The sequence below is a fragment of the Kribbella sp. VKM Ac-2568 genome (assembly GCF_004345365.1).
GTDB classification, from domain to species: domain Bacteria; phylum Actinomycetota; class Actinomycetes; order Propionibacteriales; family Kribbellaceae; genus Kribbella; species Kribbella orskensis.
This window is the reverse complement of record NZ_SLVF01000012.1, coordinates 42,033-66,723: the sequence shown is the minus strand read 5'-3', so window position 1 is coordinate 66,723 and position 24,691 is coordinate 42,033. Positions and strand designations below refer to the sequence as shown.

Genomic DNA, 24,691 nt, shown 5'->3' with positions numbered 1-24,691 from the left:
CGCTCACCCGGTACGTCGGAGCCGGCGCCGGGCGCTCGACATCCGGTCGGGAGAAATCTTTTCGCGGCGTAGAACCACTGGACCGAGTGGTCCTAAAGTGGCCTCGAAGGTGGTGAGAATTCCGTGCCGAGGCCGGATTCTCGGAGTACGTTGGATCGGTGCCTACGACATCGGATCTGGCCTCGACTCTCGATCACGATCAGGCGGTAGGACGGTTGCGAGAGTCCTATCAGCGCATCCCGGCCGGTGCACCGGTCCGGCTGGCGAAGCGCAGCTCCAACCTGTTCCGCCCGCGGACCCAGGTGGCCACTCCAGGGCTCGATGTCTCAGGGCTCACCGGTGTGATCAGCGTCGATCCGGTCGGCCGGACGGCCGACGTCCAGGGCATGTGTACGTACGAGGACCTGGTCGCGGCGACCCTCCCCCACGGGTTGATGCCGATGGTCGTGCCGCAGTTGCGCACGATCACGCTCGGCGGCGCGGTCACCGGACTGGGGATCGAGTCGTCGTCGTTCCGCGCCGGCTTGCCGCACGAGTCCGTGCTCGAGCTGGACATCCTGACCGGCGCCGGCGAGATCGTCACCGCGCGCCCGAACGGCGAGCACGCCGACCTGTTCCGGACCTTCCCGAACTCCTACGGCTCGCTCGGCTACGCGACCCGGCTGCGGATCGAGCTCGACCGGATCTCGCCGTACGTCGCGCTGCGGCACGTGCGGCTCGGCCTGGACGAGCTCGGCCCGGCGATCGAGTCGATCGTTGCCGACAGCACCTACGAGGGCGAACCGGTGCACTTCGTCGACGGGGTCGCGTTCAGCCCGGACGAGGCGTATCTGACGTTGGGCCGCAACAGCGACGCCGTAGTACGGACAAGTGACTACACCGGTCAGCAGATCTTCTACCGGTCGATCCAGCAACGAACGACCGACTTCCTCACCGCGAACGACTACCTGTGGAGGTGGGACACCGACTGGTTCTGGTGCTCGCAGGCCTTCGGCGCGCAGAACCCCTATGTACGGCGGATCTGGCCGCGGCGGCTGCGGCGCAGCGACGTCTACCACAAGATCATCGGGTTCGAGAACCGCCATCAGGTTGCCGCGCGCATCAATCGCCGCAAGGGCAACCCGGACCGCGAGCGGGTCGTCCAGGACGTGGAGATCCCGGCGTCGAGGCTGGCCGGGTTCCTGCGCTGGTTCGACGCCGAGGTGGGGATGCGGCCGGTCTGGCTCTGCCCGCTGCGGCTGCGCGGGGACACCGCCTGGCCCTTGTATCCGCTGAAACCGGACGAGACCTACGTCAACGTGGGCTTCTGGGGCACGGTCGCGATCGCCCCGGGCGCCGCCGACGGCGACGTGAACCGCCGGATCGAGGCCGCCGTCGCCGACTTCGACGGGCACAAATCGCTGTACTCCGACGCTTACTACGACCGAGACACCTTCGACCAGCTGTACAACGTCCCGGCCCTCACCGAGGTGAAAGAACGGTACGACCCCGACGCCCGGCTCACCGGGCTCTACGAAAAGGCGGTGACGCGCCGATGACCGCAACGATCACGACGCAGGTTTCCATCGCAGGTGCGCTCACAGCGGTGGCACCTGTCGGTCTTCCCTTCCGGTTCACCGCGTACGACGGCAGCGCGACCGGGCCCGAGGACTCCCCGATCCACATGCACCTCGCGACCGAGCGAGGGCTGTCGTACATCCTGACCGCGCCGGGCGACCTCGGCCTGGTCCGGGCTTACGTACAAGGCGATCTGGAGATCGAGGGCGTCCACCCGGGCAACCCGTACGACCTGATGAAGATGATGCTCAACCAGGTCCACTTCGAGCGACCCACGCCCGCGGAGGCCCTGCGGATCGTCCGCGGCCTCGGCTGGAGCCACCTCAAGCCGCCTCCCCCGCCGCCCCAGGAGCACCTGCCGCGCTGGCGCCGTACCTTCGAAGGTCTACGGCATTCCCGCAGCCGCGACAAGGCCGCGATCCACCACCACTACGACGTGTCGAACACCTTCTACGAGTACATCCTCGGTCCGTCGATGACGTACACGTGCGCGGTGTTCCCCACCGAGGACGCGTCGCTGGAGCAAGCGCAGTACGAGAAGTACGACCTGGTCGCGCGCAAGCTGGACCTCAAGCCGGGGCAGCGCCTGCTCGACGTCGGCTGCGGCTGGGGCGGCATGGTCCGCCACGCGGCCCGCGAGTACGGCGTGAAGGCTCTGGGTGTGACGCTCTCCGCGGCGCAGGCCGAGTGGGCCCAGGAGGCGATCAAGCGCGAGGGTCTGGAGGACCTGGCAGAGGTCCGCTTCTCCGACTATCGCGACGTCTCGGAGCACGACTTCGACGCGATCAGCTCCATCGGCCTCACCGAACACATCGGCGTCCGCAACTACCCGTCGTACTTCGGCTTCCTGCTCGACCACCTACGCCCCGGCGGCCGGCTCCTCAACCACACCATCACCCGCCCGGACAACCGCTACCGCTCCACCGGCGCCTTCATCGACCGCTACATCTTCCCCGACGGCGAGCTCATCGGCTCCGGCCGCATCATCGCCGAAGCCCAGGACGCCGGCTTCGAAGTCCGCCACGAAGAAAACCTCCGCGAGCACTACGCCATGACCCTGACCGGCTGGTCCGAAAACCTGGAATCCAACTGGGACGCCGCAGTCGCGGAGGTCGGCTACCCCACCGCAAAGGTCTGGGGCCTCTACCTAGCAGCCTGCCGAGTCGGCTTCGAACGCAACAACACCCAACTACACCAAATCCTGGCCGTGAAGCTGGACGCCAACGCCAACGCCCACTTTCCCCTCCGCCCCACCTGGCTCAGCTGACCCACACCCAGAAGGCAGGAAGATCACCACGACCTTCCTGCCTTCTGAGCAACCCGTCTGCTCGAAGAGCCGGGGGCGCGTTCTCTACCGCAGTTTGCGCAAGGTCCTCAGTACTCCGTGGAGTCCGTCCTCCTCGGAGCGCACGGTCCGTCGCGATGGAGACCTTTGGCCCTGCGATCCGGGCACTAACGCCCTGCCGCCGCGGCGCCGCGAGCGGGGATCGTGGTTGCGTCGACGATGTTCCGGACCTCGCCCACGCGGCGAAGCGAATCCAGGGTGGTGACAGCAGATGCCGCCCTTCATGTTCGGCTATCCGTGGTTCCTCTGGGGCTGTCCTTGGCCCGACGGCGCAGACGCGCAACACCCCCAGCCGGACCGCCCGGCCCGGACGAGGCTCTCGCGGCGCATCTTCGGCAGGCGACGTGCACAGGACCCGACACCGGAGCCGGCCCGCTCGGAACCAAGCACCGACCTCGCGCCGTGGCCGGGCCTGCGGTTACTGCGGCCGTTGACCGAGGACGAGCTGATCACGTTCGGACGCGAACTCGAAGACGCGCACGACGTCATCGGCCGGCTCCTGACTGAGTGCTGAGCCTGGTGCGCATCCAGCTCGGCAAGGTCCCGCCCGGTCAGTCCAGTGGGGAGCGGTGTCAGGTGTCTCCACCGTGACCAACCCATCGGCCATTGCCTGAGCCGCACCATCGACGTCGCACCAGTCTGCAACCTTTGGCTGCGCGGCGGTGTAGTGGGGAGGTGGAGGGGTTATGGCGTTGTGCTGGCGTAACGGTGGGGGCGGGTGGAGCGTTGGAGGGGTCAGTACTTTGGGGGCAGGTTCGGCTGCGGCGAGGAGATGATGGTGCTTAGGGCAAAGGTCGGGTCTGCTGGACTGGTGGTGGCTGCGTTGTTGGCTGGGTGCTCGGATGGGGGCGGGGATGCTGAGCCGTCTGTGTCTACGTCCAGCCCGACTACTGGGGGTACTACGTCTGAACCCAGTAGTGCTGCATCTAGTAGTCCTGCCAAGACCACCAGTGCGCCGGCGGGGCCGGTGAAGTTGGCTGTGGCTGGGGATGTGGCTACTGGGATTGAGGTGCCTTGGGGGTTGGCGTTTCTGCCGGACAAGAGTGCGCTTGTGGCTGAGCGGGACTCGGGGAAGGTTAAGCGGGTTGCCGGGAGCAGCGTCAGTGACGTCGGGACGGTGCCTGGCGTGGATCCGTCGTCTGAGGGTGGGTTGTTGGGGCTTGCGGTGGATCCGGAGTATCCGCGGCGGCCTTATGTGTATGCCTACTACAGCAGCGGCGATGACAACCGGATCGCCAGGCTGACCTTCAGCAACAACCGGATCAGCAGTCCTCAGGTGATCCTTGACGGGATCCCGGCGGCGGCCATCCACAACGGGGGCCGGCTCAGGTTCGGGCCGGATGGGTTCCTGTACGCCGGGACGGGTGACGGGGCGGATCGGCCGAACTCGCAGGACGACGACTCGCTCGGCGGCAAGATTCTGCGGATCACCACAGACGGCAAGCCGGCGCCCGGCAATCCCGGGAACAGGCTCTGGTTCTCCAAGGGCCACCGCAATGTCCAGGGGCTCGCGTTCGATGGGAACCAGTTGTACGCCGCGGAGTTCGGGCAGAAAGCGTGGGACGAGCTGAACGCGATCACCGCGGGGGCGAACTACGGGTGGCCCGGCGCCGAGGGGGTCAGCAAGATCGACGGGCTGGTGGATCCGATCGCGCAGTGGAAGACCAGTGACGCGTCGCCGTCCGGCATAGCGTTTGCCCAGGGCCACATCTTCATGGCGGGCCTCAGGGGTGAGCGCCTCTGGGCGATCCCTGTTGCCGGTGGCAAGCGAACGGGCGAGCCGGTCGCGTTCTTCACCGGGCAGTACGGCCGGCTTCGTACGGTCGAGGCGGCTCCGGACGGATCGCTGTGGCTGACCACGTCCAACACCGACGGCCGCGGCGACCCCAAGAATGGCGACGACCGGATCCTCCGAGTCACCATCAGCAGATAGACCGCTGGGTCCGGCACCAAGGGGCGGCCGGACCCAGCGGAGTGTCGAACCTAGATCCCGAGCTTGGAGTTGACCAGCTCGCGGACCTTGGCGGCATCGGCCTGGCCGCGCATGTCCTTCATCACCGCGCCGATCAGCGCGCCGGCCGCGGCGGGCTTGCCCGACTGGACCTTCTCCACCACGTCCGGGTTCGCCGCGATCGCCCGGTCGACGGCCTCGCTCAGCGCGGAGTCGTCGGACACCAGCGCAAGACCGCGCGCCTCGATGATCTCGGCCGGCGTGCCCTCGCCCTTCACCAGGCCGTCGAAGACCTGACGCGCGAGCTTGTCGTTCAGCGCACCTTCGTCGACGAGCTTCTGTACTTCGGCGACCTCTTCCGGACCGACGCCGAGATCGCCGAGCTCCTTGGCGCTCTCGTTCGCCGCGCGGGCCAGCTCACCCAGCCACCACTTCTTGGCGGCCGAGGCGTCCACCCCGAGCTCGACGGTCTTCACGATCAGCTCGAGCGCACCGCCGTTGATGACGTCGCGCATCTCCAGATCGGTGAAGCCCCACTCGGTCTGCAGCCGCGCCCGGCGGACCGGCGGGGCCTCGGGCAACGTCGCGCGGATCTCCTCGACCCACTCGCGCGCCGGTGCGACCGGGACCAGGTCCGGCTCCGGGAAGTACCGATAGTCGTCGGCGTCGGACTTCTCCCGGCCCGAGGTGGTGATGCCGGTGTCCTCGTGCCAGTGCCGGGTCTCCTGCAGGATCTTGCCGCCGGTCGACAGGATCGCCGCCTGCCGGGTGATCTCGTAGGTGATCGCGCGCTCGACCGACCGGAACGAGTTCACGTTCTTCGTCTCGGTCCGCGTGCCCAGAGCCGAAGAGCCGTGAGGCTTCAGCGACACGTTCGCGTCGCACCGCAGCGACCCCTGGTCCATCCGTACGTCGGAGACGTCCAGCGCCAGCAGCAGATCCCGCAGCATGCTCACGTACGCACGCGCGACAGCGGCGGCCTTCGCCGGCGGCACCTCGATCGTCTTGGTGACGATCTCGATCAGCGGGATGCCGGCCCGGTTGTAGTCCACCAGGGAGTGCGAGGCGCCGTGGATCCGGCCGGTCGCGCCACCGACGTGGGTGGACTTGCCGGTGTCCTCCTCCATGTGGGCGCGCTCGATCTCGATGCGATAGGTCTCAGTCTCACCGTCGCCGCTGGGGATAGTGACCTCGGTCCACCCGTTGAAGGCGATCGGCTCGTCGTACTGCGACGTCTGGAAGTTCTTCGGCATGTCCGGGTAGAAGTAGTTCTTCCGGGCGAACCGGCACCACTCGGCGATCTCGCAGTTCAGCGCGAGGCCGATCTTGATGGCGGACTCGACCGCGCGCGCGTTCACCACCGGCAGCGCGCCGGGCAGGCCGAGGCAGACCGGACAGGTCTGGGTGTTCGGCGGCGCGCCGAACTCGGTCGGGCAGCCGCAGAACATCTTCGACTTTGTGTTCAGCTCGACATGGACCTCGAGACCCATCACCGGGTCGTACTGCGCCAGCGCCTCGTCGATGGGCAGCACATCGGCAACAACAGTCATCGGGTGACCTCCAGTTCCGGAGCCTTCGACATCAGGACGCCGCCCCACTGGTCGGCCAGGGCGCTCTCCAGCGCGGCCCCCACCTGGTACAGCAGGTCGTCGCGCATCACCGGGGCCATCACGTGGAAGCCGACCGGCATGCCGTCCTCGTCGGCCAGGCCGACCGGGAACGACGCCGCCGCGTTGCCCGCCAGGTTCGACGGGATGGTGCAGAGGTCGTTCTTGTACATGGCGATCGGGTCGTTCACCCGGTCGCCGATCGCGAACGCCGTGGTCGGCGTCGCGGGCGAGACGAGCACGTCGACCTGCTCGTAAGCCCGAGCGAAGTCCCGCGCGATCAGCGTGCGGACCTTCTGCGCCTGGCCGTAGTACGCGTCGTAGTAGCCGCTGGACAGGGCGTGCGTGCCGAGCATGATCCGGCGCTTGACCTCGTCGCCGAACCCGGCCTCGCGGGTCAGGCTCATCACCTTCTCCGCGTCGTTCTCGCCGTCGTCGCCGACCCGCAGGCCGAACCGCATCGCGTCGAACTTGGCCAGGTTGGACGAGGCCTCGCTCGGCAGGATCAGGTAGTACGCCGGCAGCGCGTACTGGAAGTGCGGGCAGGACACCTCGACCACCTCGGCGCCGAGCTTGGTGAGCAGCTCGACCGCCTCGTGGAAGCGGGCCCCGACGCCGGGCTGGTACCCCTCGCCGCCGAGCTCCTTCACCACGCCGATCCGCATCCCGGTGACGTCACCGTTCCGCGCCGCCGCGACCACCGGCGGCACGTCCTGGTTGATCGAGGTGGAGTCCATCGGGTCCCAGCCTGCGATCGCCTCGTGCAGCAGGGCCGCGTCGAGGGTGGTCCGCGCGCACGGGCCTGGGGTGTCCAGGCTGCTCGCCAGCGCGATCAACCCGTACCGCGACGTCCCGCCGTACGTCGGCTTGATGCCGACCGTCCCGGTGAAAGCGGCGGGCTGGCGGATCGAGCCACCGGTGTCGGTCCCGATCGCCAGCGGTGCCTGGTACGCCGAGACCGCGGCCGAGGAACCACCCCCGGAACCACCGGGGATCCGGTTCAGGTCCCACGGGTTGTGCGTCGTGCCATACGCCGAGTTCTCCGTCGACGAGCCCATCGCGAACTCGTCCATGTTCGTCTTGCCGAGGATGACGATGCCGGCCGCCCGCAACCGCTTCACCACGGTCGAGTCGTACGGCGGCTTCCAGCCCTCGAGGATCTTCGAGCCGGCGGTGGTCGGCACACCCTCCTGGGTGAGCACGTCCTTCAGCGCCAGCGGTACGCCGGCCAGCGGGCCGAGCTTCTCCCCCGCGGCCCGGCGCGAGTCGACGTCGGCCGCCTGCGCCAGCGCGCCCTCGGTGTCCACGTGCAGGAACGCGTGTACTGCGGTATCCGTGGCGGCGATCCGGTCCAGGTGCGCCTGGGTGATCTCCGCCGAGCTGGTCTCGCCGCTGCTCATCAGGTCCGCGAGCTCCACCGCGGTCTTTCGGGTCAGATCGCTCATCACGCCTCCTCGCTCAGGATCCGCGGCACCCGGAAACGCTGCTCCTCCGCGGCCGGCGCGCCGGACAGCGCCTGCTCCGGCGTCAGGCACGGAACGTTCACGTCCTCGCGCATCACGTTGCTCAGCGGCAACGCGTGCGAGGTCGGCGGGATGTCCTCGGCGGCCACGTCGCTGACCTGCGCGACCAGGCCGATGATCTGGTCGAGCTGCGGTGCGAGGTGGTCGAGCTCGTCGTCGGAGAGCTCGATCCGCGCCAGTCGCGCGAGGTGCGCGACCTCTTCGCGGGTAATCGATGGCATGAAGGGATCCAATGGTCAACAGCGAGTTACTGAGGTGCGTCGGAAGCGACTCACACCTGCGGACCGGCCCATCCTAGTAGGCCGGTGTGACACCTGTGTTGCCGATTCCCCGGGGCCGAAAATGATGACCAGATGAGAGCCCCGGGCGTGTCAGTTTGTTCCGCTCTGTAACATGGTCCGCGACAGGGCGTAACGTGCGCGGTATTCGGGTGGGAGATGATCGTTCGGTGTTCCTGCTGCGATTGATCATCCCCGATCGGCCCGGTTCGCTGGGCACCGTGGCGACGGCTCTCGGCGAGGTGAACGCCGACATCCACGCGATCGAGATCGTGGAGCACCGGCGCGAGAACGGCACCGCCGTCGACGACATCGTGGTCGACCTGCCGCAGGGCGTCCTGCCCGACCGCCTTGTCTCCGCCTGCAACAGCGTGCCCGACGTCGAAGTGATCTGGTTCTCCCGGTACGGCGCCGGCGGCGGACTGCACATGGACCTCGAAGCCGTCGAGCAGATGACCTCCGCTCCGGCCGAGGCGGTCGACATCCTGGTCGAGCAGGCCCCCGCAGTCCTGCACGCAGACTGGGCCGCATTGCTGGACGGAACCGGCAGCGAGATCAAGGTCGCGCTGGAGACGAGCGCCACGCCTGAGTTCGGCCAGTTGGTCGACCAGTGGCTGCCGCTCGAGAAGGCGACGACGCTGGTTGCTCCGGATCACAAGGGCCTGGCCGAGTCGGTCCTGGTCGCGGCGCCGCTGGAGTCGAACCGCCGGGTGCTGGTGATCGGCCGCCGCGGCGGTCCCGAGTTCCTCGGGTCCGAGGTCGCTCGCCTGAGCTACCTGGCCAGCCTCGCGGTCACCATCCGCGCCACCGCGTAGAGCTAGCGCACCCAGACAGCAAAAGTGGGGCCTCCTGCACCAGGAGGCCCCACTTTCACGTATCACGTCGCTAGGGCGTGTCTCCCAATTCCCTGCAGTGCCGCACAGCACGCAGGGAATTGGGAGACACGCCCTAGTTCAGCTGGAAGTAGGCGAGGGTCCAGAGCCCGGCGATGATCAGCAGGATGACGAAACCGACCAGGGCGACCATCACGACCGCCTGGACGTTGCTGCCGTCGCGTTCCGGCAGGTCGAACTGGGTCGGCCCCCAAGGGCCGCCCCCGTCCACCCGCTGGAGCGACTCGGGCGGCGGTTTGACCACCGCCCGGCGCTCCCGCCGATCGCGCTTCATCTCACCTCAGGCTTCGTCGCGATCCTTCAGACCGCGGCTCACACGTAGAACGACTCGTAACGGATGGAGATCGTCTGCGACCGGTAGCTGTCGTCGTTGTTGCCGGTGATCTCCACCCGCCACCCGGACACATAAGAAGCGTACGACTTGCCGTCGTTGTGTGCCTCGACGTACGCCTTCAGCGCCGCCACGTCCGGTCCCTGGACCGCCGCGAACCCGTCGGCGATGACCGCCGGGATGGCCGCCTGCACATCGGCCGGCTCACCCGAGGCGCGCATCTCGAAGGACCGGATGCCGCCGCTGGTGCCGCCGTACCCGTAGATGCTCTGCGAGCCGTACTTGCCGACCGTCTTGCGGCAGGACGAGGTGCAGGTGTACTGCTTCGGCTTCAGCGCCGCGTACATCTGGGCCTCGGTGGTGGTGAACTGCTTGCGGGGCAGGTCGTACGAGTCGGAGCCGGACTTGCCGCCGGAAAGCTGCAGGTCGTCACCGTTGTTGCGGAGCTGGAACTCGCCCCAGGTGCTGCCGATCTTGCCGGTCTTCTGGCCGGTCTTCACGGCGTCCTGGATCTTGACCACCTCGCTGCCGCCGAAGGTGTCGTTGCCGATCGCCTGCAGCGCCGCGTCGAAGGTGACCTTGGCGTTGTTGATGTTGTCCGAGTCCTCGGACCGCAGCAGCACGCCGATGATGGCGCCGTCCGGCTGGAACTGGAAGATCGCCTCGGCCGACGTCGCGTCCTTGTACTTGAAGCAGCCGCGGTGCGCACCCTGCGCGCCGTTGAACAGGTCGCTGCACTGGTACCCGTCGGCCTGCAACTTGTCGGTCGCGGACTTCGCCTGACCGGTCGCGTTGCCGAGCTCGCCACCGGCCGGAGTGGACGGTTCACCGCTCGGCTCACCTGATGGCTCGCCGGACGGCTCCGTGGAGGGGTCGCCCGTCGGCTGCGTCGTGGTGGTCGGGTTGGAGATGGGCTCGTCGTCTCCGCCGAGCGCCTTGACGCCCAGGAAGATCAGCAGACCGACCAGAACCAGCGCGATCAGACCACCGCCGACGAACAGCGGCATCTTGTCCTTGGGCAGACCACCCTTGTTCGGTCCACCGGGCTGCCAGGGCTGCTGAGGGCCGCCCTGCTGCTGGTGCTGCCAGCCCTGCTGCTGTCCCTGTCCCCAGGGCTGCTGCTGGTACCCACCAGGCTGCTGACCACCTTGCTGGCCACCGGGGCGCTGGCCCCAACCGCCTTGGCCGGGCTGCTGCCCCTGCCCTGGCTGCTGGCCCTGGCCCGGGTGCTGAGGCTGCTGGCCCCAGCCACCACCTTGCTGCGGAGGTTGGCCCTGGCCCGGCTGGACAGGTGGTTGACCGGGCTGCTGGTCACCGGGGCGCTGGCCCCAGCCACCGCCACCCTGGCCCGGCTGCTGTCCCCAGCCACCTTGACCTGGCTGTCCCCCTTGCCCGCCCGGCTGGCCCCCCGGCTGCCCAGGACCCCACGGCCCTTGTGGCGGCGTCGTCATATGCGCTCCTTAGAAACCCACGTGTAGAAGGTGCAAACTAACAGTCCGACGGCTCAGTACCCGCGCCGGATCCCACCTGTCAGCTATGCATCTTCAGGCGCGGGGTTCGTCGCCAGCGCGGCGGCCGCGTCGGGCCCTTCTTCCAACAGGGCTTGGAATCCGGTCGAGTCCAGAATCGGTACGCCGAGCTGGACGGCCTTGTCGTACTTGGAGCCCGGCGAGTCGCCGACCACCACGAACGACGTCTTCTTCGACACCGAGCCGGCCACCTTGCCACCGCGCGACACGATCGCCTCGGTCGCCTCGTCGCGGCTGAATCCCTCGACCGTGCCGGTGACCACGATCGACAGCCCGGTCAGCGTCTGCTCGACGCTCGGGCCGATCCGCTCCTGGCGCAACTGCACGCCGGCGGCCTTCCACTTGTCCACGATCGCCTGGTGCCAGTCGATCTCGAACCACTCGATCACCGCGTGCGCGATGGTCGGGCCGACCCCCTCGATCTGGGACAGCTCCTCCTCCGAGGCGGACCGGATCGCGTCGATGTCGTCGTACGCCGCGGCGAGTGCGGCCGCCGCGGTCGGCCCGACGTGCCGAATCGACAGCGCGACGAGCCCGCGGGACAGCGGCTGGGTCTTCGCCTGCTCGAGGTTCGCGACCAGCTTCTGCGAGTTGGCCGACAGCGTCCCGGCCTTGGTGGTGAAGAAGGAACTGCTGGCCAGGTCTTCGTCGGTCAGCGCGAACAGGTCGCCCTCGTCGGCGATCAGCCCGCTGCTGATCAACGCGTCCGCGGCCTTGAAGCCGAGCACCTCGATGTCGAACGCGGACCGGCCGGCCAGGTGGAAGAGCCGCTCGCGCAACTGCGCCGGGCAGGACCGAGAGTTGGGGCAGCGGATGTCGATGTCCCCCTCCTTCATCGGCCGCAGCACGGTCCCGCAGGAGGGACACTCGGTCGGCATCACCCAGGGCGCCGCGTCGTCCGGGCGCAGCTCGATCACCGGGCCGAGGATCTCCGGGATCACGTCGCCCGCCTTGCGCAGCACGACGGTGTCGCCCGGGTAGACGCCCTTGCGCTCGACCTCCTTGGCGTTGTGGAGGGTGGCGAACTCCACCGTCGAGCCGGCCACCCGGACCGGTTCCATCACGCCGTACGGGGTGACGCGGCCGGTGCGGCCGACGTTGACCTCGATGGCGAGGAGCTTGGTGGTGACCTCCTCCGGCGGGTATTTGTACGCGATCGCCCAGCGCGGTGCGCTCGAGGTGGAGCCGAGCGCGCGCTGCAGGTCGACCTCGTCCACCTTGACCACGACGCCGTCGATCTCGTGGTCCACCGAGTGCCGGTTCTCGCCGTAGTACGCGATGAACTCGTTCACCTCGTCGAGCGTGCCGACCCGGCGGGCGCGGTCGCTGACCGGCAGCCCCCATGCCTTCAGCTGCTCGTACGCCGAGGACAACCGGCTGACGTGATATCCCTCCACCCGACCGAGACCGTGGACCACGAAGCGGAGCGGGCGGGTCGCGGAGACCCGGGGGTCCTTCTGCCGCAGGGATCCGGCGGCGCCGTTGCGCGGGTTGGAGAAGGGGTCCTTGCCGGCCTCGACGAGTTGCGCGTTCAGGTCGGCGAAGTCCTCGACCCGGAAGAACACCTCGCCGCGGACCTCGAGGAAGGTCGGCAGGTCGTCGCCTTCCAGCTGGTTCGGGATGCTCTTGATGGTCCGGACGTTCAGCGTGACGTCCTCACCGGTCCGGCCGTCGCCGCGGGTGGCGCCGGTGACCAGCCGGCCGTTCTCGTAGACCAGGTCGAGCGCGAGCCCGTCGACCTTGAGCTCGCAGAGGAAGCCGCTGTCGTGGATCTGCTTGACCGTGACTTCGCGCTCCAACCTCTTCGCCCAGGCATCCATCTGCTCGGCGGAGAACGCGTTCGCCAGGCTCTCCATCCGGGTCGGGTGGTCGACCGCGGTGAACAGCGTCGAGATCGGGATGCCGACCTTCTGCGTCGGGGAGTCCGGGGTTCGGAGCTCGGGGTACTCCTCCTCGATCCGTTGCAGCTCGTGCATCAGCTCGTCGAAGTCGGCGTCGGAGATGGTCGAGGCCGCCATGTAGTAGCGGAACCGGTGCTCCTCGATCTCCCGGCTCAGCTCGGCATGCCGCTCGCGCACCTTCGGCGGCGGGGCGGGCTGGTCAGCGGCGGTGGTGTCGGGGATCTCCGTACTCATGAGCAAAACCTACCGCCGCCCACCGACGATCTTCGGTACCTCGCTTGCGTCCGAAGAACCGACGGTCCTGACCCTCAGTTGTTCGGACGCGAGGATTCAGCGCTGGAAGAACTCGGTGAGCACCGGAGCGAGCGCAGTGGGTGACACGTTGTGGGACTTTGCGATCATGCCTAGGCGTCGAACAGCCGGCGCGTTCTTTCGACAGTCAGGCCTGGGCGGTTTCGGCGATGAACTCGGCGGTGCGGCGGAGCACTTCCAGACGGGACCGGGCGTCGGCGGGTGACGGGGCTCCGGCGAGGCCGCAGGCTGGGGTGATCACCACATCGGCCAGGCTCGATTGCGACAGACCGATCTCGTGCCAGCGGCGGGTCAGTGGCTCGGCTGCCTTCTCCGGGTGCGGGATCGGCCCGGTGGTCGGCACCACGCCTGCGTAGAGAGTGACACCGTCCTCTACCGCCAGGGCGATCTGCTCCCAGGCCTGCTCTGTGAGGAGCCCCAGGTCTACAGCCACTCCCTGAGCTCCGGCCTTCCGGAACACCTCTATAGGAGGCCTGGCCGCGCAGCAGTGCACCAGAGTGATCGCCGGCGCTACAGACTCGACTGCTCGGCTGAGGAGGTCCACAGCACCCGGTCCGTCGACGGAGCGGTGCTTGCCCCACCCGCTGGCCGTCGGGACAGCCCCAGCCAGGACTGCGGGCAACCCCGGCTCATCCAGTTGTACGACGAGCTCAGCCCCGGGGATACGTCGCCGTACTTCTGCGGCGTGTTCCTGGAGCGCATGGGCCAAGGCCTCCGCCAAGTCGCGCCGGGCTCCGTAGTCAGCGAGCACCTTGTCGCCGCGAGGTAGTTCGACTGTGGCAGCGAGTGTCCAGGGCCCGGTGACCTGCAGCTTCAGCGGGCCGGTGTATCCGTCGGCAAGCTCTTCCAGGACGTCCAGGTCCTGCAGGAGACGCGACCGCGCCCGGCGCTGGTCCAGGCTCGCCCGCGGGTCGCTGCCGCCGGTCAACCGCCAACCTGCGGGCTGCAGGTCCATCGCCAGCTGTGTCACCAGACCCGCTGCCCGGCTCACCATGTCGCCGTATGGGCGGGCCGGTAGCTCTGGGAGGAACGGAATGCTGACGGTGTCCAGAACCGCCCGCACCCACTCGTGCATGTCCTCGCCGGGCAGCGATCCCATTCCGGTGGTCGCCGCTGGGCCGAAAGGACTGCTCACGGGTGGTTCCTGTTCCGCTGGAGGTACCGGGTCACCCGGCCGGGCGTCCTGGTGGCGATCGCGGTGCAGCGCTCGCAGGTGTGCTTTGGGCGGAGCACGGGTCAGACCTTCTGGGTTGCGCGCTCGACCGTGTCGATGGTGGCTGAGCCGATCACGCGCGTGCCGTCGTACAGGACGACCGCCTGGCCGGGGGCGACCGCGTCCGCCGGCTCGTCGAACTCGACGAAGACCTTGCCTTCCTCGAGCCGCGCAGTGACCGCGATCTCCTCGCCGTGCGCGCGGAGCTGGGCCTTGGCCTGGATGGTCTCGGTCGGGGCCGCGCCGCACCAGCGTGGGTTGGACGCCGTCAGCCGCTCGACCGCGAGCTCCGCGCGGGACCCGACCGTGACGGTCCGCTCCACCGGGGAGATGTCGAGGACGAAGCGGGGCTTGCCGTCGGCGGCCGGAGTACCGATCTTCAGGCCCTTGCGCTGGCCGACGGTGAAGCCGTGGGTGCCCATGTGCTCGCCGAGCTTGTTGCCCTGGGCGTCGACGATGTCCCCCGGCGCCTCGCCCAGCTGCTTGCCGAGGAAGCCCGCGGTGTTGCCGTCGGCAATGAAGCAGATGTCGTGGCTGTCCGGCTTGGCCGCCACCGCCAGGCCGCGACGCTCGGCCTCGGCCCGGATCTCGGTCTTGGGGGTGTCGCCGAGCGGGAAGAACGCGTGCTTCAGCTGCGCTTGCGTGAGCACGCCGAGCACGTACGACTGGTCCTTGGCCGGGTCCACCGCGCGGTGCAGCTCGCGACCGGACGGGGTCTCCACGATCTGCGCGTAGTGCCCGGTCGCGACCGCGTCGAAGTCCAGTGCCAGAGCGCGCTCGAGCACCGCGCTGAACTTGACCTTCTCGTTGCACCGCAGGCACGGGTTCGGCGTACGGCCGGCCGCATACTCCGCGACGAAGTCCTCGACCACGTCCGCGTGGAAGCGCTCGGCCAGGTCCCAGATGTAGAAGGGGATGCCGATCACGTCGGCGGCGCGGCGCGCGTCCCGGGAGTCCTCGATCGTGCAGCAGCCGCGGGCGCCACTGCGGTACGACTGCGGGTTCCGGCTCAGGGCGAGGTGGACGCCGACCACGTCGTGTCCGGCCTCGGCCATCCGCGCCGCCGCGACGGCGGAGTCGACCCCGCCGGACATGGCTGCGAGTACCCGCATCAGTTGTTCCTTCCCACGTTCTGCAATCCCGCGGACATCGCCCGCTCGACGACCGGCCCGATCGCGTCCAGTACGGCGTCCACGTCGGCCCGGGTGGACGTGTGCCCCAGGGTGAACCGGAGCGACCCGCGCGCCCGCTGGTCGTCGTACCCCATCGCCAGCAGCACGTGGCTCGGCTCGGCCACGCCGGCGTTGCACGCGGACCCGGTGGAGACCTCGATGCCGCGCGCGTCCAGCAGGAGCAGCAGCGAGTCGCCCTCGCAGTCCTTGAACGACAAGTGTGCGTTGGCGGGCAAACGGCCGACCGGGTCGCCGGACAGCTTCGCGCCCGGCACGGTGGTGGTGATCCCGTCGATCAAGTGGTCGCGCAGCTCGATCAGCCGCCGCGCCTCGTCGGCCTGGTGCTTGACCGCGTGCTCGATCGCGACGGCGAACCCGGCGGTCGCCGGGGTGTCGAGGGTGCCGGACCGTACGTCGCGCTCCTGTCCGCCGCCGTGCACGATCGGCACCAGCTTGGTCTCCTTGCGGACCACCAGCGCGCCGATCCCGTACGGACCGCCGACCTTGTGGGCGGAGATCGTCATCGCGTCGACGCCGAGGTCGGCGAAGTCCACCGGCACCTGCCCGACCGCCTGAACGGCGTCGGTGTGCACGGGGATCTCGTACGCCTTGGCGACCGCGGCGATCTCCTTGATCGGCTGGAGGGTGCCGACCTCGTTGTTGGCCATCATCAGCGTGACGAACGACACAGAGTCCGGGTCCTGCTCGATCGCCCGCCGGACGTCCTCGGGGTGCACCCGGCCGAGGTCGTCGACCGGCAACCACTCGATCTCGGCGCCCTCGTGCTGCGCGAGCCAGACGGCGGGATCCAGTACGGCGTGGTGCTCGATGCCGCTCAGCAGGATCCGGCGGCGGCGCGGGTCCTCCTTCAGCCGGGCCCACCACAGGCCCTTCAGCGCCAGGTTGTCCGCCTCGGTGCCGCCGGAGGTGAACACCACCTCGCTGGGCTGGGCGTTCAGCGCCTCGGCGATGGTCTCCCGCGACTCCTCGACCGTACGCCGCGCCGCCCGGCCGGAACCGTGCAGGGAAGAGGCGTTGCCGGTGCGCCCGAGGTGGGAGGCCATCGCCTCGATGGCCGCGGGCAGCATCGGAGTCGTCGCGGCGTGGTCGAGGTAGACCGTGCGACGAGCGGGAGGAGTCATAACACCCTCAAGGGTAAGTCCGCCCCCCATGTTCCCGCCCCGCCGCCCCGGTCCGCGGACCTCCAGCCCATCAATGGCAGCCACCTCCGCACTCGCCGAGCGCGCCCCCAACCGCGGACCAGGCCGTTTGATGGCCTGGGGGTTCGGTCTAGCGGATCTGGTCGAGCCAGGGATGGTCCGGGTGCAGGTGGTGGACCATGTCGGCCAGCCAGGTGCGCCGGGCCGCCGAGAGCAGCGGCAGGGTGTTGGCGAGGTCCTGGCGGTCCTTGGGCCGGTCTGCCTTGGCCTTGTAGCAGATGGCCATCTCCGGGTTGAGGTACCGGATGCCGTCGTCGGCGATCCAGGTGACCTCGTCCAGGTCGAAGTCGAGGCTCGGGTCGCGCCGGAACACCCAGCGCCCGTCGCGATCGGGGTTCAGTACGACGTCGTACCGCCAGGGCGCGAGGGCGTGCTCCCGGATCCAGACCTGGTCGGCGGTGTCCGGGACGTCCGGCTTCTCCACCGACAGCGGGTGGATCCCGGCGCTTCCGGCCGACCAGACGTGGTACCGGCCCTTCGAGTGCTCCACCAGTCGCGGCACGTTCTTCCGCCAGAAGGACACGTCCAGGTCGTCGTGCGGCCGGGATACCCCGGTGAACGCCTCGATCGACCAGCCGCCGGCGATCCACCAGGGCAGGCCGAGTCCGCCGAAGAACTCCTTCGCCTCCGCCCGGGTGGCCGGCAGGACCGGACCGTAGAGCCGCTGGAACTCCAACTCCTCCGGTTCCAGCCCGTCCTCGTACCAGTACCGCCGCTCGCTGCCCATCCTCGGATCCTCACATCGCCGGCCGAGGGTGGCCAGCCGATTAGCCGCCGGGCGGGGCGATCGGCTTCGTCCGACCGGACGGATTCACGCCCAGTCCTCGTCCGCGGGGACGAATACTGTCTCCCGCGCCGGTCCTACGGTTCGGGAATGGCGACCCTGAGCGAGATCCAGAAGTGGCTGGACGACCGGCTGGCGACGTTGCTGGCGGAGTACGAGGTGCCCGGCGCCGCGGTCGCGGTGTCATGGCGCGGTGAGGTGATCGACGCGGCGGCCGGCGTGCTCAGCAAGGCGACCGGTGTCGAGGCCACGGCCGACTCCCTGTTCCAGGTCGGCTCGATCACGAAGGTGTGGACGACCACGCTGGTGATGCAGCTGGTCGACGAGGGCCTGGTCGACCTGGACGCACCGGTCCGCGACTACGTGCCGGGCTTCGTGATTGACGACGAGGCTGCCGCCGCGGCGATCACCGTGCGGCAGCTGCTGTGCCACACATCCGGTTTCGAGGGCGACATCTTCACCGACACGGGCAACGGCGACGACTGCGTCGAGAAGTACGTCGCGCAGCTCGCGGGGGTGACCCAGCTCTACCCGCCGGGCGAGATGTTCTCCTACAACAACGCCGCCTTCTCCGTGCTGGGACGGCTGGTCGAGCTGGTGCGGGGCAAGCCGTACGCCACCTGCCTGCGGGAGTTCGTCTTCACCCCGCTCGGCCTGACCCATGTGGCCAACGACGCGAACGAGGCGATCCTGCACCGCGCCGCCGTCGGTCACATCCGCCCGGAGCCGGACGCAGACCCGGTCCCGGCGCCGGTGTGGTCGCTGATGCGGTCGATGGCTCCGGCCGGCGCGATGCTCGCGATGCGTCCCCGGGACCTGCTCGCGTTCGCCCAGCTGCACCTCGACGGCGGCAAGGCCCCGGACGGTACTGCGGTGGTCGGATCCGACAGCGTCAAGGCGATGCAGGACCGCCAGGTCGAGCTGCCGCCGCTGGGGATGATGGGCAACGCCTGGGGGCTCGGCTGGGAGATCTTCGACTGGCAGGGCAGCACAGTGATCGGCCATGACGGCGGCACCATCGGCCAGGGCGCCTTCCTCCGGGTGGTGCCCGAGTACGGGCTCGCGGTCACCCTGCTGACCAACGGCGGCACCATGATCGGCCTCTACCAGCAGGTCGTCGGACATGTGCTGCGCGAGCTGATCGGGCTGGAACTGCCGCCGCTGCCCACCCCGCCGGCCGACCGCGCGCCGCTGGACGACGTCACCCGGTACGTCGGAACGTACAGCTGCGACGTAGCCGACATCACCGTCAGCCAGGACGACGACGGCCGGGTCTGGCTCGACCACACTCCCAAGGGCGAGATCGCCGAGCTCGGCGGCAAGCCGGATCCGGTCGAGCTGGTCCGGCTCGACGGCGACACGCTGATCACGCTCGAGCCGCAGCAGGGATTCCACCAGCCGCAGGCCTTCATCGGCGACGACGGCAGCGGCCGGGCCCTCTACCTCCACAGCGGCCGCGCGATGCGCCGCGCGCAGTCCTGACGGCACCGAATCCCCTCGGAGGCACCACCATGCGATCTCCACAGACCCTTGTCCTGGCCGGGGCCCTCGCGCTCGGACTCGTCCTGACCGCGTGCGACTCGGGCTCGGGCTCGAGCGCCGCGGTCGGCGACTCCGGCAAGTTCGCCGAGGGCCAGACCTTCACGATGGCGATCAGCGCCGACCCCGGCAATCTCGATCCGCACTTCACCTCGTTGTCGGTCACCCAGCAGGTCGATGCGTTCATGTACGACTCCCTGATCAGCCTCGACCCGGCCGGGAAGATGGTGCCCGGCCTGGCGGAGAAGTGGGAGAGCACGACCACCAAGGCGACGTACACGCTGCGCAAAGGGGTGACGTGCGCCGACGGTACGCCGCTGACCGCGACCACCGTCGCGGCGAACATCAGCTTCGTCGGCGACCCGGCGAACAAGTCGAGCCGGATCGGCGTCTTCGTCCCGCCCGGCGCCAAGGCGACTGCCGACGACGCGGCCGGCACGGTGACTGTGACGGTGCCCGCGCCGGACGCCTTCCTGGACCGCAACGTCGGCGGTCTGCACATCGTCTGCGACAAGGGCATGAAGGACCGCAACCTGCTCAAGCAGGCGGGTGACGGGACGGGCATGTTCACCATGACCGAGGCCGTCCCCGGCGACCACTACACGATGGAGCGCCGCAAGGACTACGCCTGGGGTCCGGGCGACTGGAAGACCGACCAGCAAGGACTGCCGGACAAGGTGGTGCTCAAGGTGGTCAGCAACGAGACGACCGCGGCGAACCTGCTGCTGTCCGGGCAGATCAACCTGACCGCGATCGCCGGGCCCGACAAGCAGCGCCTGGCGGCCCAGAAACTCTTCCAGCGTGAGGCTTCCACTCCCCTGGGCGAACTCTGGTTCAACCAGAAGGCCGGCCTGCCGACCGCGGACCCCGCGCTGCGAAAGGCACTCACGCAGGCACTGGACCTGACCCAGCTCGGCAAGGTGATCACCGGTGGAACGGGCAAGCCCGCGACCGGACTGGTCGCCCCCGGGATGGGGCCCTGTACGGAGGACACGGTGACCGGCAATCTGCCTCCGCACGACCTCGCGGCGGCCAAGTCGGCCCTGGACGCGGCGGGCTGGAAGGCCGGTACCGGTGGCGTCCGGGCCAAGGACGGCGCGAAGCTGTCGCTGATCTTCTACTACCCGACCAGCCTCGGTCCGACCCTGCAGAGCGGAGCGGAACTGGTGCAGAAGGCCTGGAGCGACCTGGGCGTCGAGGTGAGTTTGAAGGCGGTCTCCACCGCTGAGATCGGCACCGTGATCCTGGCCGGCCAGGGCACCTGGCACGCCGTGCTGATCCCGCTGACCGTAACCCTGCCGAGCCAACTGGTGCCCTTCCTGTCCGGAGCGACGCCGCCGAACGGCAACAACTTCGCAGCGATCAAGAACCCGGCGTACACCGCGGCCGTCCAGAAGGCCTCGTCCGTCGTCGGTACGGACGGGTGCCCGGACTGGGCCGCGGCGGAGAAGGCGGTGGTGACCGCGCAGGACATCGTGCCCTTCGTCGACTCGACCGTCCCCGCCTTCGCCAAGGGGGCGACCTTCGAGCTCAGCTCGGGCAGCGTCGCTCCGGGGTCCCTGCGGATGCTCGGCTAGGCGCCCGTGCTACCAGCGACGAAGGACGGAGGAGTCGGCCGGTGACGATCTCGAGCTCGCAACTGAGGACGACCGGCGGCATGGCGACCTGGAGCACCCACCCGTGGGTCCGGTTCGGCAGCCGCCGGCTGGCGCGGCTGGTGATCTCGCTGCTGGCCCTGGTGACGGCGTCGTTCCTGATGATCCACCTGATCCCGGGCGACCCGGTCAGGAGCGCCCTGGGGCCGGCCGCCAGCCAGAGCCTCGTCGAGGCGCGACGCGAGTCGCTCGGGCTTAACGATCCGCTGTGGGTGCAGTACTGGCACTTCCTCCGCAGCCTGGTCACCGGCGACCTCGGTACGTCGATCACGACGGGGCTCCCGGTCTCCGACGTGATCGGCGACCGGCTCCCAGCGACCGTGCAGCTCGCGGTGGCCGCCTTCGTCCTCGCCGTGCTGGTGTCGGTCCCGACCGGCCTGGTGATGGGCGTCCTGACTCGCGGCGGTCGCCGGCCTCGGGCGGAGCTGAGCTTCACCTCGGTCAGCGTGGTGCTGGCCGCGATCCCGGAGTTCCTGCTCGCCGTCGGGCTGGTGTACCTGTTCGCGGTGAAGCTCGCCTGGCTTCCGGTCGCGGGCCGCAGTACGCCGGCGTCGTACGTCCTGCCGGTTCTCGCCCTGGCCATCGGCCCGGCCGCCGTGCTGGCCAGGATCTGCCGGGTCGAGCTGCTGTCCGTGCTGCAGACCGACTACCTGCGCACGGCCCGGGCCAAACGGTTGCCAGCGGCCACCATCTATCTGCGGCACGCGCTTCCGAACGCGGTGACCGCGACGATCACCCTGGGCGGTCTGCTGCTGGGTGGGATGGTCGCCGGCACGGTCCTGGTGGAGAACGTCTTCGGCTGGCCGGGGCTGGGCAGCACGATCGTCTCCTCGATCCTTTCCAAGGACTACCCGCTCGTCCAAGGTGTCGTGCTCGTCTACGGGATCGGGGTGCTGTTGGTGAACCTGGTCGTCGACGTCGCGCTGGCGCTGCTCGATCCGCGCTCGACGATCCGGGAGAGCTGATCGAATGGCGACCAGAACAAAGAGTGGCCGGCATGGCTGGGCCGCCGTGATCCGAACACCGCTCGGCCTCAGTGCGGGACTGCTGTTGCTCCTGGTCCTCCTGCTGGCGGTCTTCGCGCCGGTGCTGTGGTCCCACCAGGCGAGCGCTATCGACACCGACCACCTGCTGGAGGGACCCTCGGCGAGCCACTGGCTGGGCACCGACAACCTCGGCCGCGACATCTTCTACCGCGTCCTGGTGGCCACCCGCCAGTCGATCGCGCTGGCCTTGCTGGCGACCGCGATCGCCGTCGTGACCGGCCTGCTCCTCGGTACTGCGCCCGCCGTGCTCGGGCGACGTGCGGGACGGCTGGTGACGGCGGTCGTCAATGTGGCGGTGGCCTTCCCCGGTCTCCTGCTGGCGCTGTTCTTCGCCGTGATCTTCGGCGTCGGCGCGAAGGGCGCCGTACTGGCGATCGGCTTCGCCGGTGCGCCGGCCTTCGCGCGGCTCACCCAGACCCTGGTCGCCGGAGTGGCGGCCCGCGACTTCGTGGCCGCGGCACGGATCGCCGGCGCCGGCCGGATCCGGCTGCTGGTCCGGCACATCCTGCCGAACATCTCCGAGCCGCTGGTGGTGAACGCGACCATCGGCGCGGGTGGTGCCCTGCTGGCCTTCGCGGGCTTGTCCTTCCTGGGGCTCGGTGTCCAGCCTCCGGCGTACGACTGGGGCCGGCTGATGGGTGAGAGCCTCAACAGCATCTACGTGCACCCGGCGGCCGCACTCGCACCAGGAGTCGCCGTGGTGATCTCCGGGTTGGCGTTCAACCTCTTCGGTGAGGCCGTGGCGAAGGGGCTGGGGGTGGAGTCCATCGGCGTGACCCGCTACCGCCGCTGCTCGGAGGACTCCGCGCAGCCCGAGGCGCCGACCTCGCAGTACGTCGTCGAGGACGTGGTGCTGTCGGTGCGGGACCTGCGGGTCACCTTCCTAGGACCGGACGGCCCGATCACTCCGGTTCGCGGTGTGAGCTTCACGATCGGCCATGGCGAGGCCGTCGGGGTCGTCGGCGAGTCCGGCTCGGGCAAGAGCCTGACCGCGCTCGCGGTGGCGCAACTGATCGAACCTCCCGGCCAGGTCAGCGCGGAACGACTCGACTACCTCCGGGAACCGCTGCTCGACACCCCCGACGCCGACCGCCGCCAACTGCTCGGTACGTCGTTCGCGATGGTCTTCCAGGATCCGACGACCTCGTTCAACCCGACCAAGCGGATCGGCGCCCAACTGGCAGAGGGGGCTCGCGAACACCAGGGGCTGACCCGCCAGCAGGCGACGACCCGGGCGATCGACCGGCTGCGGGCAGTCCGGGTGCCGGCCGCGGAACGCCGGGCCGGGCAGTACCCGCACGAGTTCTCCGGCGGGATGCGGCAGCGAGCGATGATCGGGATGGGCCTGATGGGAGAACCCGCGCTGATCGTCGCCGACGAACCGACCACCGCGCTCGACGTCACCGTGCAGCGCCAGGTGCTGCGGTTGCTGGAGTCGATCCGGACCGAGGACGGGGTCGCGTTGCTGCTGATCAGTCACGACATCACCGTGATCGGACAGGTCTGCGACAGAGTGCTGGTGATGTACGCCGGACGCATCGTTGAGGACCTCCCGGCGACCGCCCTGGCCACTGGGGCCCGGCATCCGTACACGCGCGCGCTGCTGGCCGCAGTACCGGATCTCGACACCGACCTCGAGCAACCGCTCGCGGTGATCCCGGGGCGTCCGGTGGATCCAGGGCGGCTGCCGTCCGGCTGCGCGTTCGCGGCGCGATGCGAGTTCGCCGACGACCGGTGCCGCACGGAGGACCCTGAGTTGGAGACTCAACTGGACGAAGGCCACCGGGTCGCCTGCTGGCACCCCCAGGTGGTCGAGCTCGGATGGCCGATACGAATGGGACAGCGATGAGTGAACTCACATTCGAGCAGGTGACTGTGCGGTTCGGCACGGGCAGCCGCGCGCTGACAGCGGTCGACTCGGTGGATCTCACCGTCCCTTCGGGGCAAGTGGTCGGGCTGGTCGGCGAGTCGGGCTCCGGCAAGTCCACGCTGGCCCGGGCTGCGGTAGGGCTGACCGAGCTCGCCGGCGGGCAGATCCTGCTGGACGGCGTACCGCTGCAGCACCGCAGCCGGGGACCTCGCCCGCTGCAGCTCGTGTTCCAGGATCCCTACTCGTCGCTCGATCCCCGGATGACGATCGGCAACTCGATCGCCGAGGCGGTGCCGAGGTCGGCGGACTACTCGCGGGCCGGCGAGGTGGCTCGGCTGCTCGAGCTCGTCGACCTCGACCCGGAGCGCGCCTCGGCATACCCCGCGGCGCTGTCTGGTGGCCAACGGCAACGAGTCGCGCTGGCCCGGGCGCTGGCCGGGCGGCCCGAGGTGATCCTGGCCGACGAGATCACCTCGGCCCTGGACGTGTCCGTCCAGGGCACCGTGCTGAACCTGGTGCGCGACCTGCAGCGGCAGCTTCACCTGTCGATGCTGTTCATCTCGCACAACCTCGCGGTGGTTCGCTACGTCAGTGACTACATCGCCGTCATGTATCTGGGCCGGATCGTGGAGTTCGGTCCCGCCGCCGAGCTGCTCGGCGACCCGCAACATCCCTACACCCGCGAGCTGCTCGCCGCCGCACCCCGGCGCGGCGCCCTGGCCCTGGACGTCGAGGAACTCGATCCGGCGCTGCGAGCCGTCGCGGACGCCGAACCGGCCGACCCGCACCACCCACCGCCCGGTTGCCGTTTCCATCCGCGGTGCCCGATCGGCCCGCTGGTCCGGCCCGATCGCGAACTGTGCCAGACCGTGGACCCCACCCCCGACGCCGGAAGACACCGGCACCACACCGCCTGCCACTACGCGGCGGCCGCGCTCCAAGCGGTTGATCTCGTCCAGTGAGCC

21 protein-coding genes are annotated in these 24,691 nt (G+C 69.2%); 11 read left to right on the top strand and 10 right to left on the bottom strand.

The features are described from left to right. The first annotated feature begins 158 nt into the window (after positions 1 to 158). The 4 genes from EV648_RS30915 (at position 159) to EV648_RS30900 (ending at position 4,835) form a co-directional block, all read left to right on the top strand. Positions 159 to 1,538: an FAD-binding oxidoreductase gene (locus tag EV648_RS30915; protein ID WP_241995750.1), complete on the top strand. Its 1,380-nt coding sequence runs from the start codon at positions 159 to 161 to the stop codon at positions 1,536 to 1,538. Then, a complete protein-coding gene (locus EV648_RS30910; protein ID WP_132298664.1) occupies positions 1,535 to 2,824 on the top strand; it encodes a cyclopropane-fatty-acyl-phospholipid synthase family protein in 1,290 nt (429 codons plus the stop codon). The genes EV648_RS30915 and EV648_RS30910 overlap by 4 nt, the downstream gene beginning before the upstream one ends. Positions 2,825 to 3,113: 289 nt before the next feature. Beyond that, the gene (locus EV648_RS30905; RefSeq protein ID WP_132298663.1) at positions 3,114 to 3,416 is read left to right on the top strand and encodes a hypothetical protein; all 303 of its coding nucleotides are present in this window, start codon (positions 3,114 to 3,116) and stop codon (positions 3,414 to 3,416) included. A gap of 258 nt (positions 3,417 to 3,674) precedes the next feature. Further along, positions 3,675 to 4,835, top strand: coding sequence for a sorbosone dehydrogenase family protein (locus tag EV648_RS30900; RefSeq protein WP_370452756.1), 1,161 nt, complete (start codon positions 3,675 to 3,677; stop codon positions 4,833 to 4,835). Positions 4,836 to 4,885: 50 nt separating this feature from the next. On the opposite strand, the gene gatB is transcribed toward EV648_RS30900, so the two are convergent. Genes gatB through gatC form a run of 3 tightly spaced genes read right to left on the bottom strand, consistent with a single transcriptional unit; the run spans position 4,886 to position 8,204 of the window. Beyond that, positions 4,886 to 6,403: an Asp-tRNA(Asn)/Glu-tRNA(Gln) amidotransferase subunit GatB gene (gene gatB, locus EV648_RS30895; protein WP_132298662.1), complete on the bottom strand. Its 1,518-nt coding sequence runs from the start codon at positions 6,401 to 6,403 to the stop codon at positions 4,886 to 4,888. Beyond that, the gene (gene gatA, locus EV648_RS30890) at positions 6,400 to 7,905 is read right to left on the bottom strand and encodes an Asp-tRNA(Asn)/Glu-tRNA(Gln) amidotransferase subunit GatA (RefSeq protein ID WP_132298661.1); all 1,506 of its coding nucleotides are present in this window, start codon (positions 7,903 to 7,905) and stop codon (positions 6,400 to 6,402) included. The genes gatB and gatA overlap by 4 nt, the downstream gene beginning before the upstream one ends. After that, positions 7,905 to 8,204: an Asp-tRNA(Asn)/Glu-tRNA(Gln) amidotransferase subunit GatC gene (gene gatC, locus EV648_RS30885; RefSeq protein ID WP_132195353.1), complete on the bottom strand. Its 300-nt coding sequence runs from the start codon at positions 8,202 to 8,204 to the stop codon at positions 7,905 to 7,907. Before gatC ends, gatA begins: the two co-directional genes overlap by 1 nt. Before the next feature lie 227 nt (positions 8,205 to 8,431). On the opposite strand from gatC, the gene EV648_RS30880 reads away from it, so the two are divergent. Further along, positions 8,432 to 9,076, top strand: a complete 645-nt coding sequence (locus EV648_RS30880) for an ACT domain-containing protein (RefSeq protein ID WP_132298660.1) — start codon at positions 8,432 to 8,434, stop codon at positions 9,074 to 9,076. A gap of 133 nt (positions 9,077 to 9,209) precedes the next feature. Here the strand turns inward: EV648_RS30880 and EV648_RS30875 are convergent, their stop codons facing one another. Together EV648_RS30875 and EV648_RS30870 are read right to left on the bottom strand one after the other, a co-directional pair. Further along, the gene (locus EV648_RS30875) at positions 9,210 to 9,428 is read right to left on the bottom strand and encodes a hypothetical protein (RefSeq protein WP_132298659.1); all 219 of its coding nucleotides are present in this window, start codon (positions 9,426 to 9,428) and stop codon (positions 9,210 to 9,212) included. Between the two features lie 38 nt (positions 9,429 to 9,466). Further along, positions 9,467 to 10,492: a PT domain-containing protein gene (locus EV648_RS30870; protein ID WP_241995748.1), complete on the bottom strand. Its 1,026-nt coding sequence runs from the start codon at positions 10,490 to 10,492 to the stop codon at positions 9,467 to 9,469. A 72-nt stretch (positions 10,493 to 10,564) separates the two neighbouring features. Here EV648_RS30870 and EV648_RS44380 point away from each other — a divergent pair, with 72 nt between their 5' ends. Continuing rightward, positions 10,565 to 10,963, top strand: a complete 399-nt coding sequence (locus EV648_RS44380) for a hypothetical protein (protein ID WP_241995745.1) — start codon at positions 10,565 to 10,567, stop codon at positions 10,961 to 10,963. A gap of 56 nt (positions 10,964 to 11,019) precedes the next feature. Here EV648_RS44380 and ligA read toward each other — a convergent pair whose 3' ends face one another. From ligA to EV648_RS30845, 5 genes are all read right to left on the bottom strand, one after another. After that, positions 11,020 to 13,149 carry an NAD-dependent DNA ligase LigA gene (gene ligA / locus EV648_RS30865; protein WP_132298657.1) on the bottom strand — a complete coding sequence of 710 codons (2,130 nt, stop codon included), beginning with the start codon at positions 13,147 to 13,149 and terminating at the stop codon, positions 11,020 to 11,022. 205 nt (positions 13,150 to 13,354) lie between these two features. Further along, positions 13,355 to 14,362 carry a methionine synthase vitamin-B12 independent gene (locus EV648_RS30860; protein WP_132298656.1) on the bottom strand — a complete coding sequence of 336 codons (1,008 nt, stop codon included), beginning with the start codon at positions 14,360 to 14,362 and terminating at the stop codon, positions 13,355 to 13,357. Between the two features lie 101 nt (positions 14,363 to 14,463). Continuing rightward, the gene (mnmA, locus tag EV648_RS30855; RefSeq protein WP_132298655.1) at positions 14,464 to 15,552 is read right to left on the bottom strand and encodes a tRNA 2-thiouridine(34) synthase MnmA; all 1,089 of its coding nucleotides are present in this window, start codon (positions 15,550 to 15,552) and stop codon (positions 14,464 to 14,466) included. After that, positions 15,552 to 16,754: a cysteine desulfurase family protein gene (locus EV648_RS30850; RefSeq protein ID WP_132298654.1), complete on the bottom strand. Its 1,203-nt coding sequence runs from the start codon at positions 16,752 to 16,754 to the stop codon at positions 15,552 to 15,554. The genes mnmA and EV648_RS30850 overlap by 1 nt, the downstream gene beginning before the upstream one ends. A gap of 148 nt (positions 16,755 to 16,902) precedes the next feature. Then, entirely contained in the window at positions 16,903 to 17,559 is a 657-nt protein-coding gene (locus tag EV648_RS30845; RefSeq protein ID WP_132298653.1) for a hypothetical protein, read from the bottom strand. Between the two features lie 147 nt (positions 17,560 to 17,706). On the opposite strand from EV648_RS30845, the gene EV648_RS30840 reads away from it, so the two are divergent. Genes EV648_RS30840 through EV648_RS30820 form a run of 5 tightly spaced genes read left to right on the top strand, consistent with a single transcriptional unit; the run spans position 17,707 to position 24,688 of the window. Next, positions 17,707 to 19,098, top strand: a complete 1,392-nt coding sequence (locus tag EV648_RS30840; RefSeq protein ID WP_132298652.1) for a serine hydrolase — start codon at positions 17,707 to 17,709, stop codon at positions 19,096 to 19,098. A gap of 29 nt (positions 19,099 to 19,127) precedes the next feature. After that, positions 19,128 to 20,732, top strand: a complete 1,605-nt coding sequence (locus tag EV648_RS30835; RefSeq protein ID WP_132298651.1) for an ABC transporter substrate-binding protein — start codon at positions 19,128 to 19,130, stop codon at positions 20,730 to 20,732. 41 nt (positions 20,733 to 20,773) lie between these two features. Further along, complete coding sequence (locus EV648_RS30830) at positions 20,774 to 21,775, top strand: ABC transporter permease (RefSeq protein WP_199234911.1); 1,002 nt, start codon at positions 20,774 to 20,776, stop codon at positions 21,773 to 21,775. A 4-nt stretch (positions 21,776 to 21,779) separates the two neighbouring features. After that, positions 21,780 to 23,705 (top strand): dipeptide/oligopeptide/nickel ABC transporter permease/ATP-binding protein, encoded by a 1,926-nt coding sequence (locus EV648_RS30825; RefSeq protein ID WP_132298650.1) that lies wholly within the window; start codon positions 21,780 to 21,782, stop codon positions 23,703 to 23,705. Continuing rightward, positions 23,702 to 24,688, top strand: coding sequence for an ABC transporter ATP-binding protein (locus EV648_RS30820; protein WP_132298649.1), 987 nt, complete (start codon positions 23,702 to 23,704; stop codon positions 24,686 to 24,688). Before EV648_RS30825 ends, EV648_RS30820 begins: the two co-directional genes overlap by 4 nt. Positions 24,689 to 24,691 lie beyond the last annotated feature (3 nt).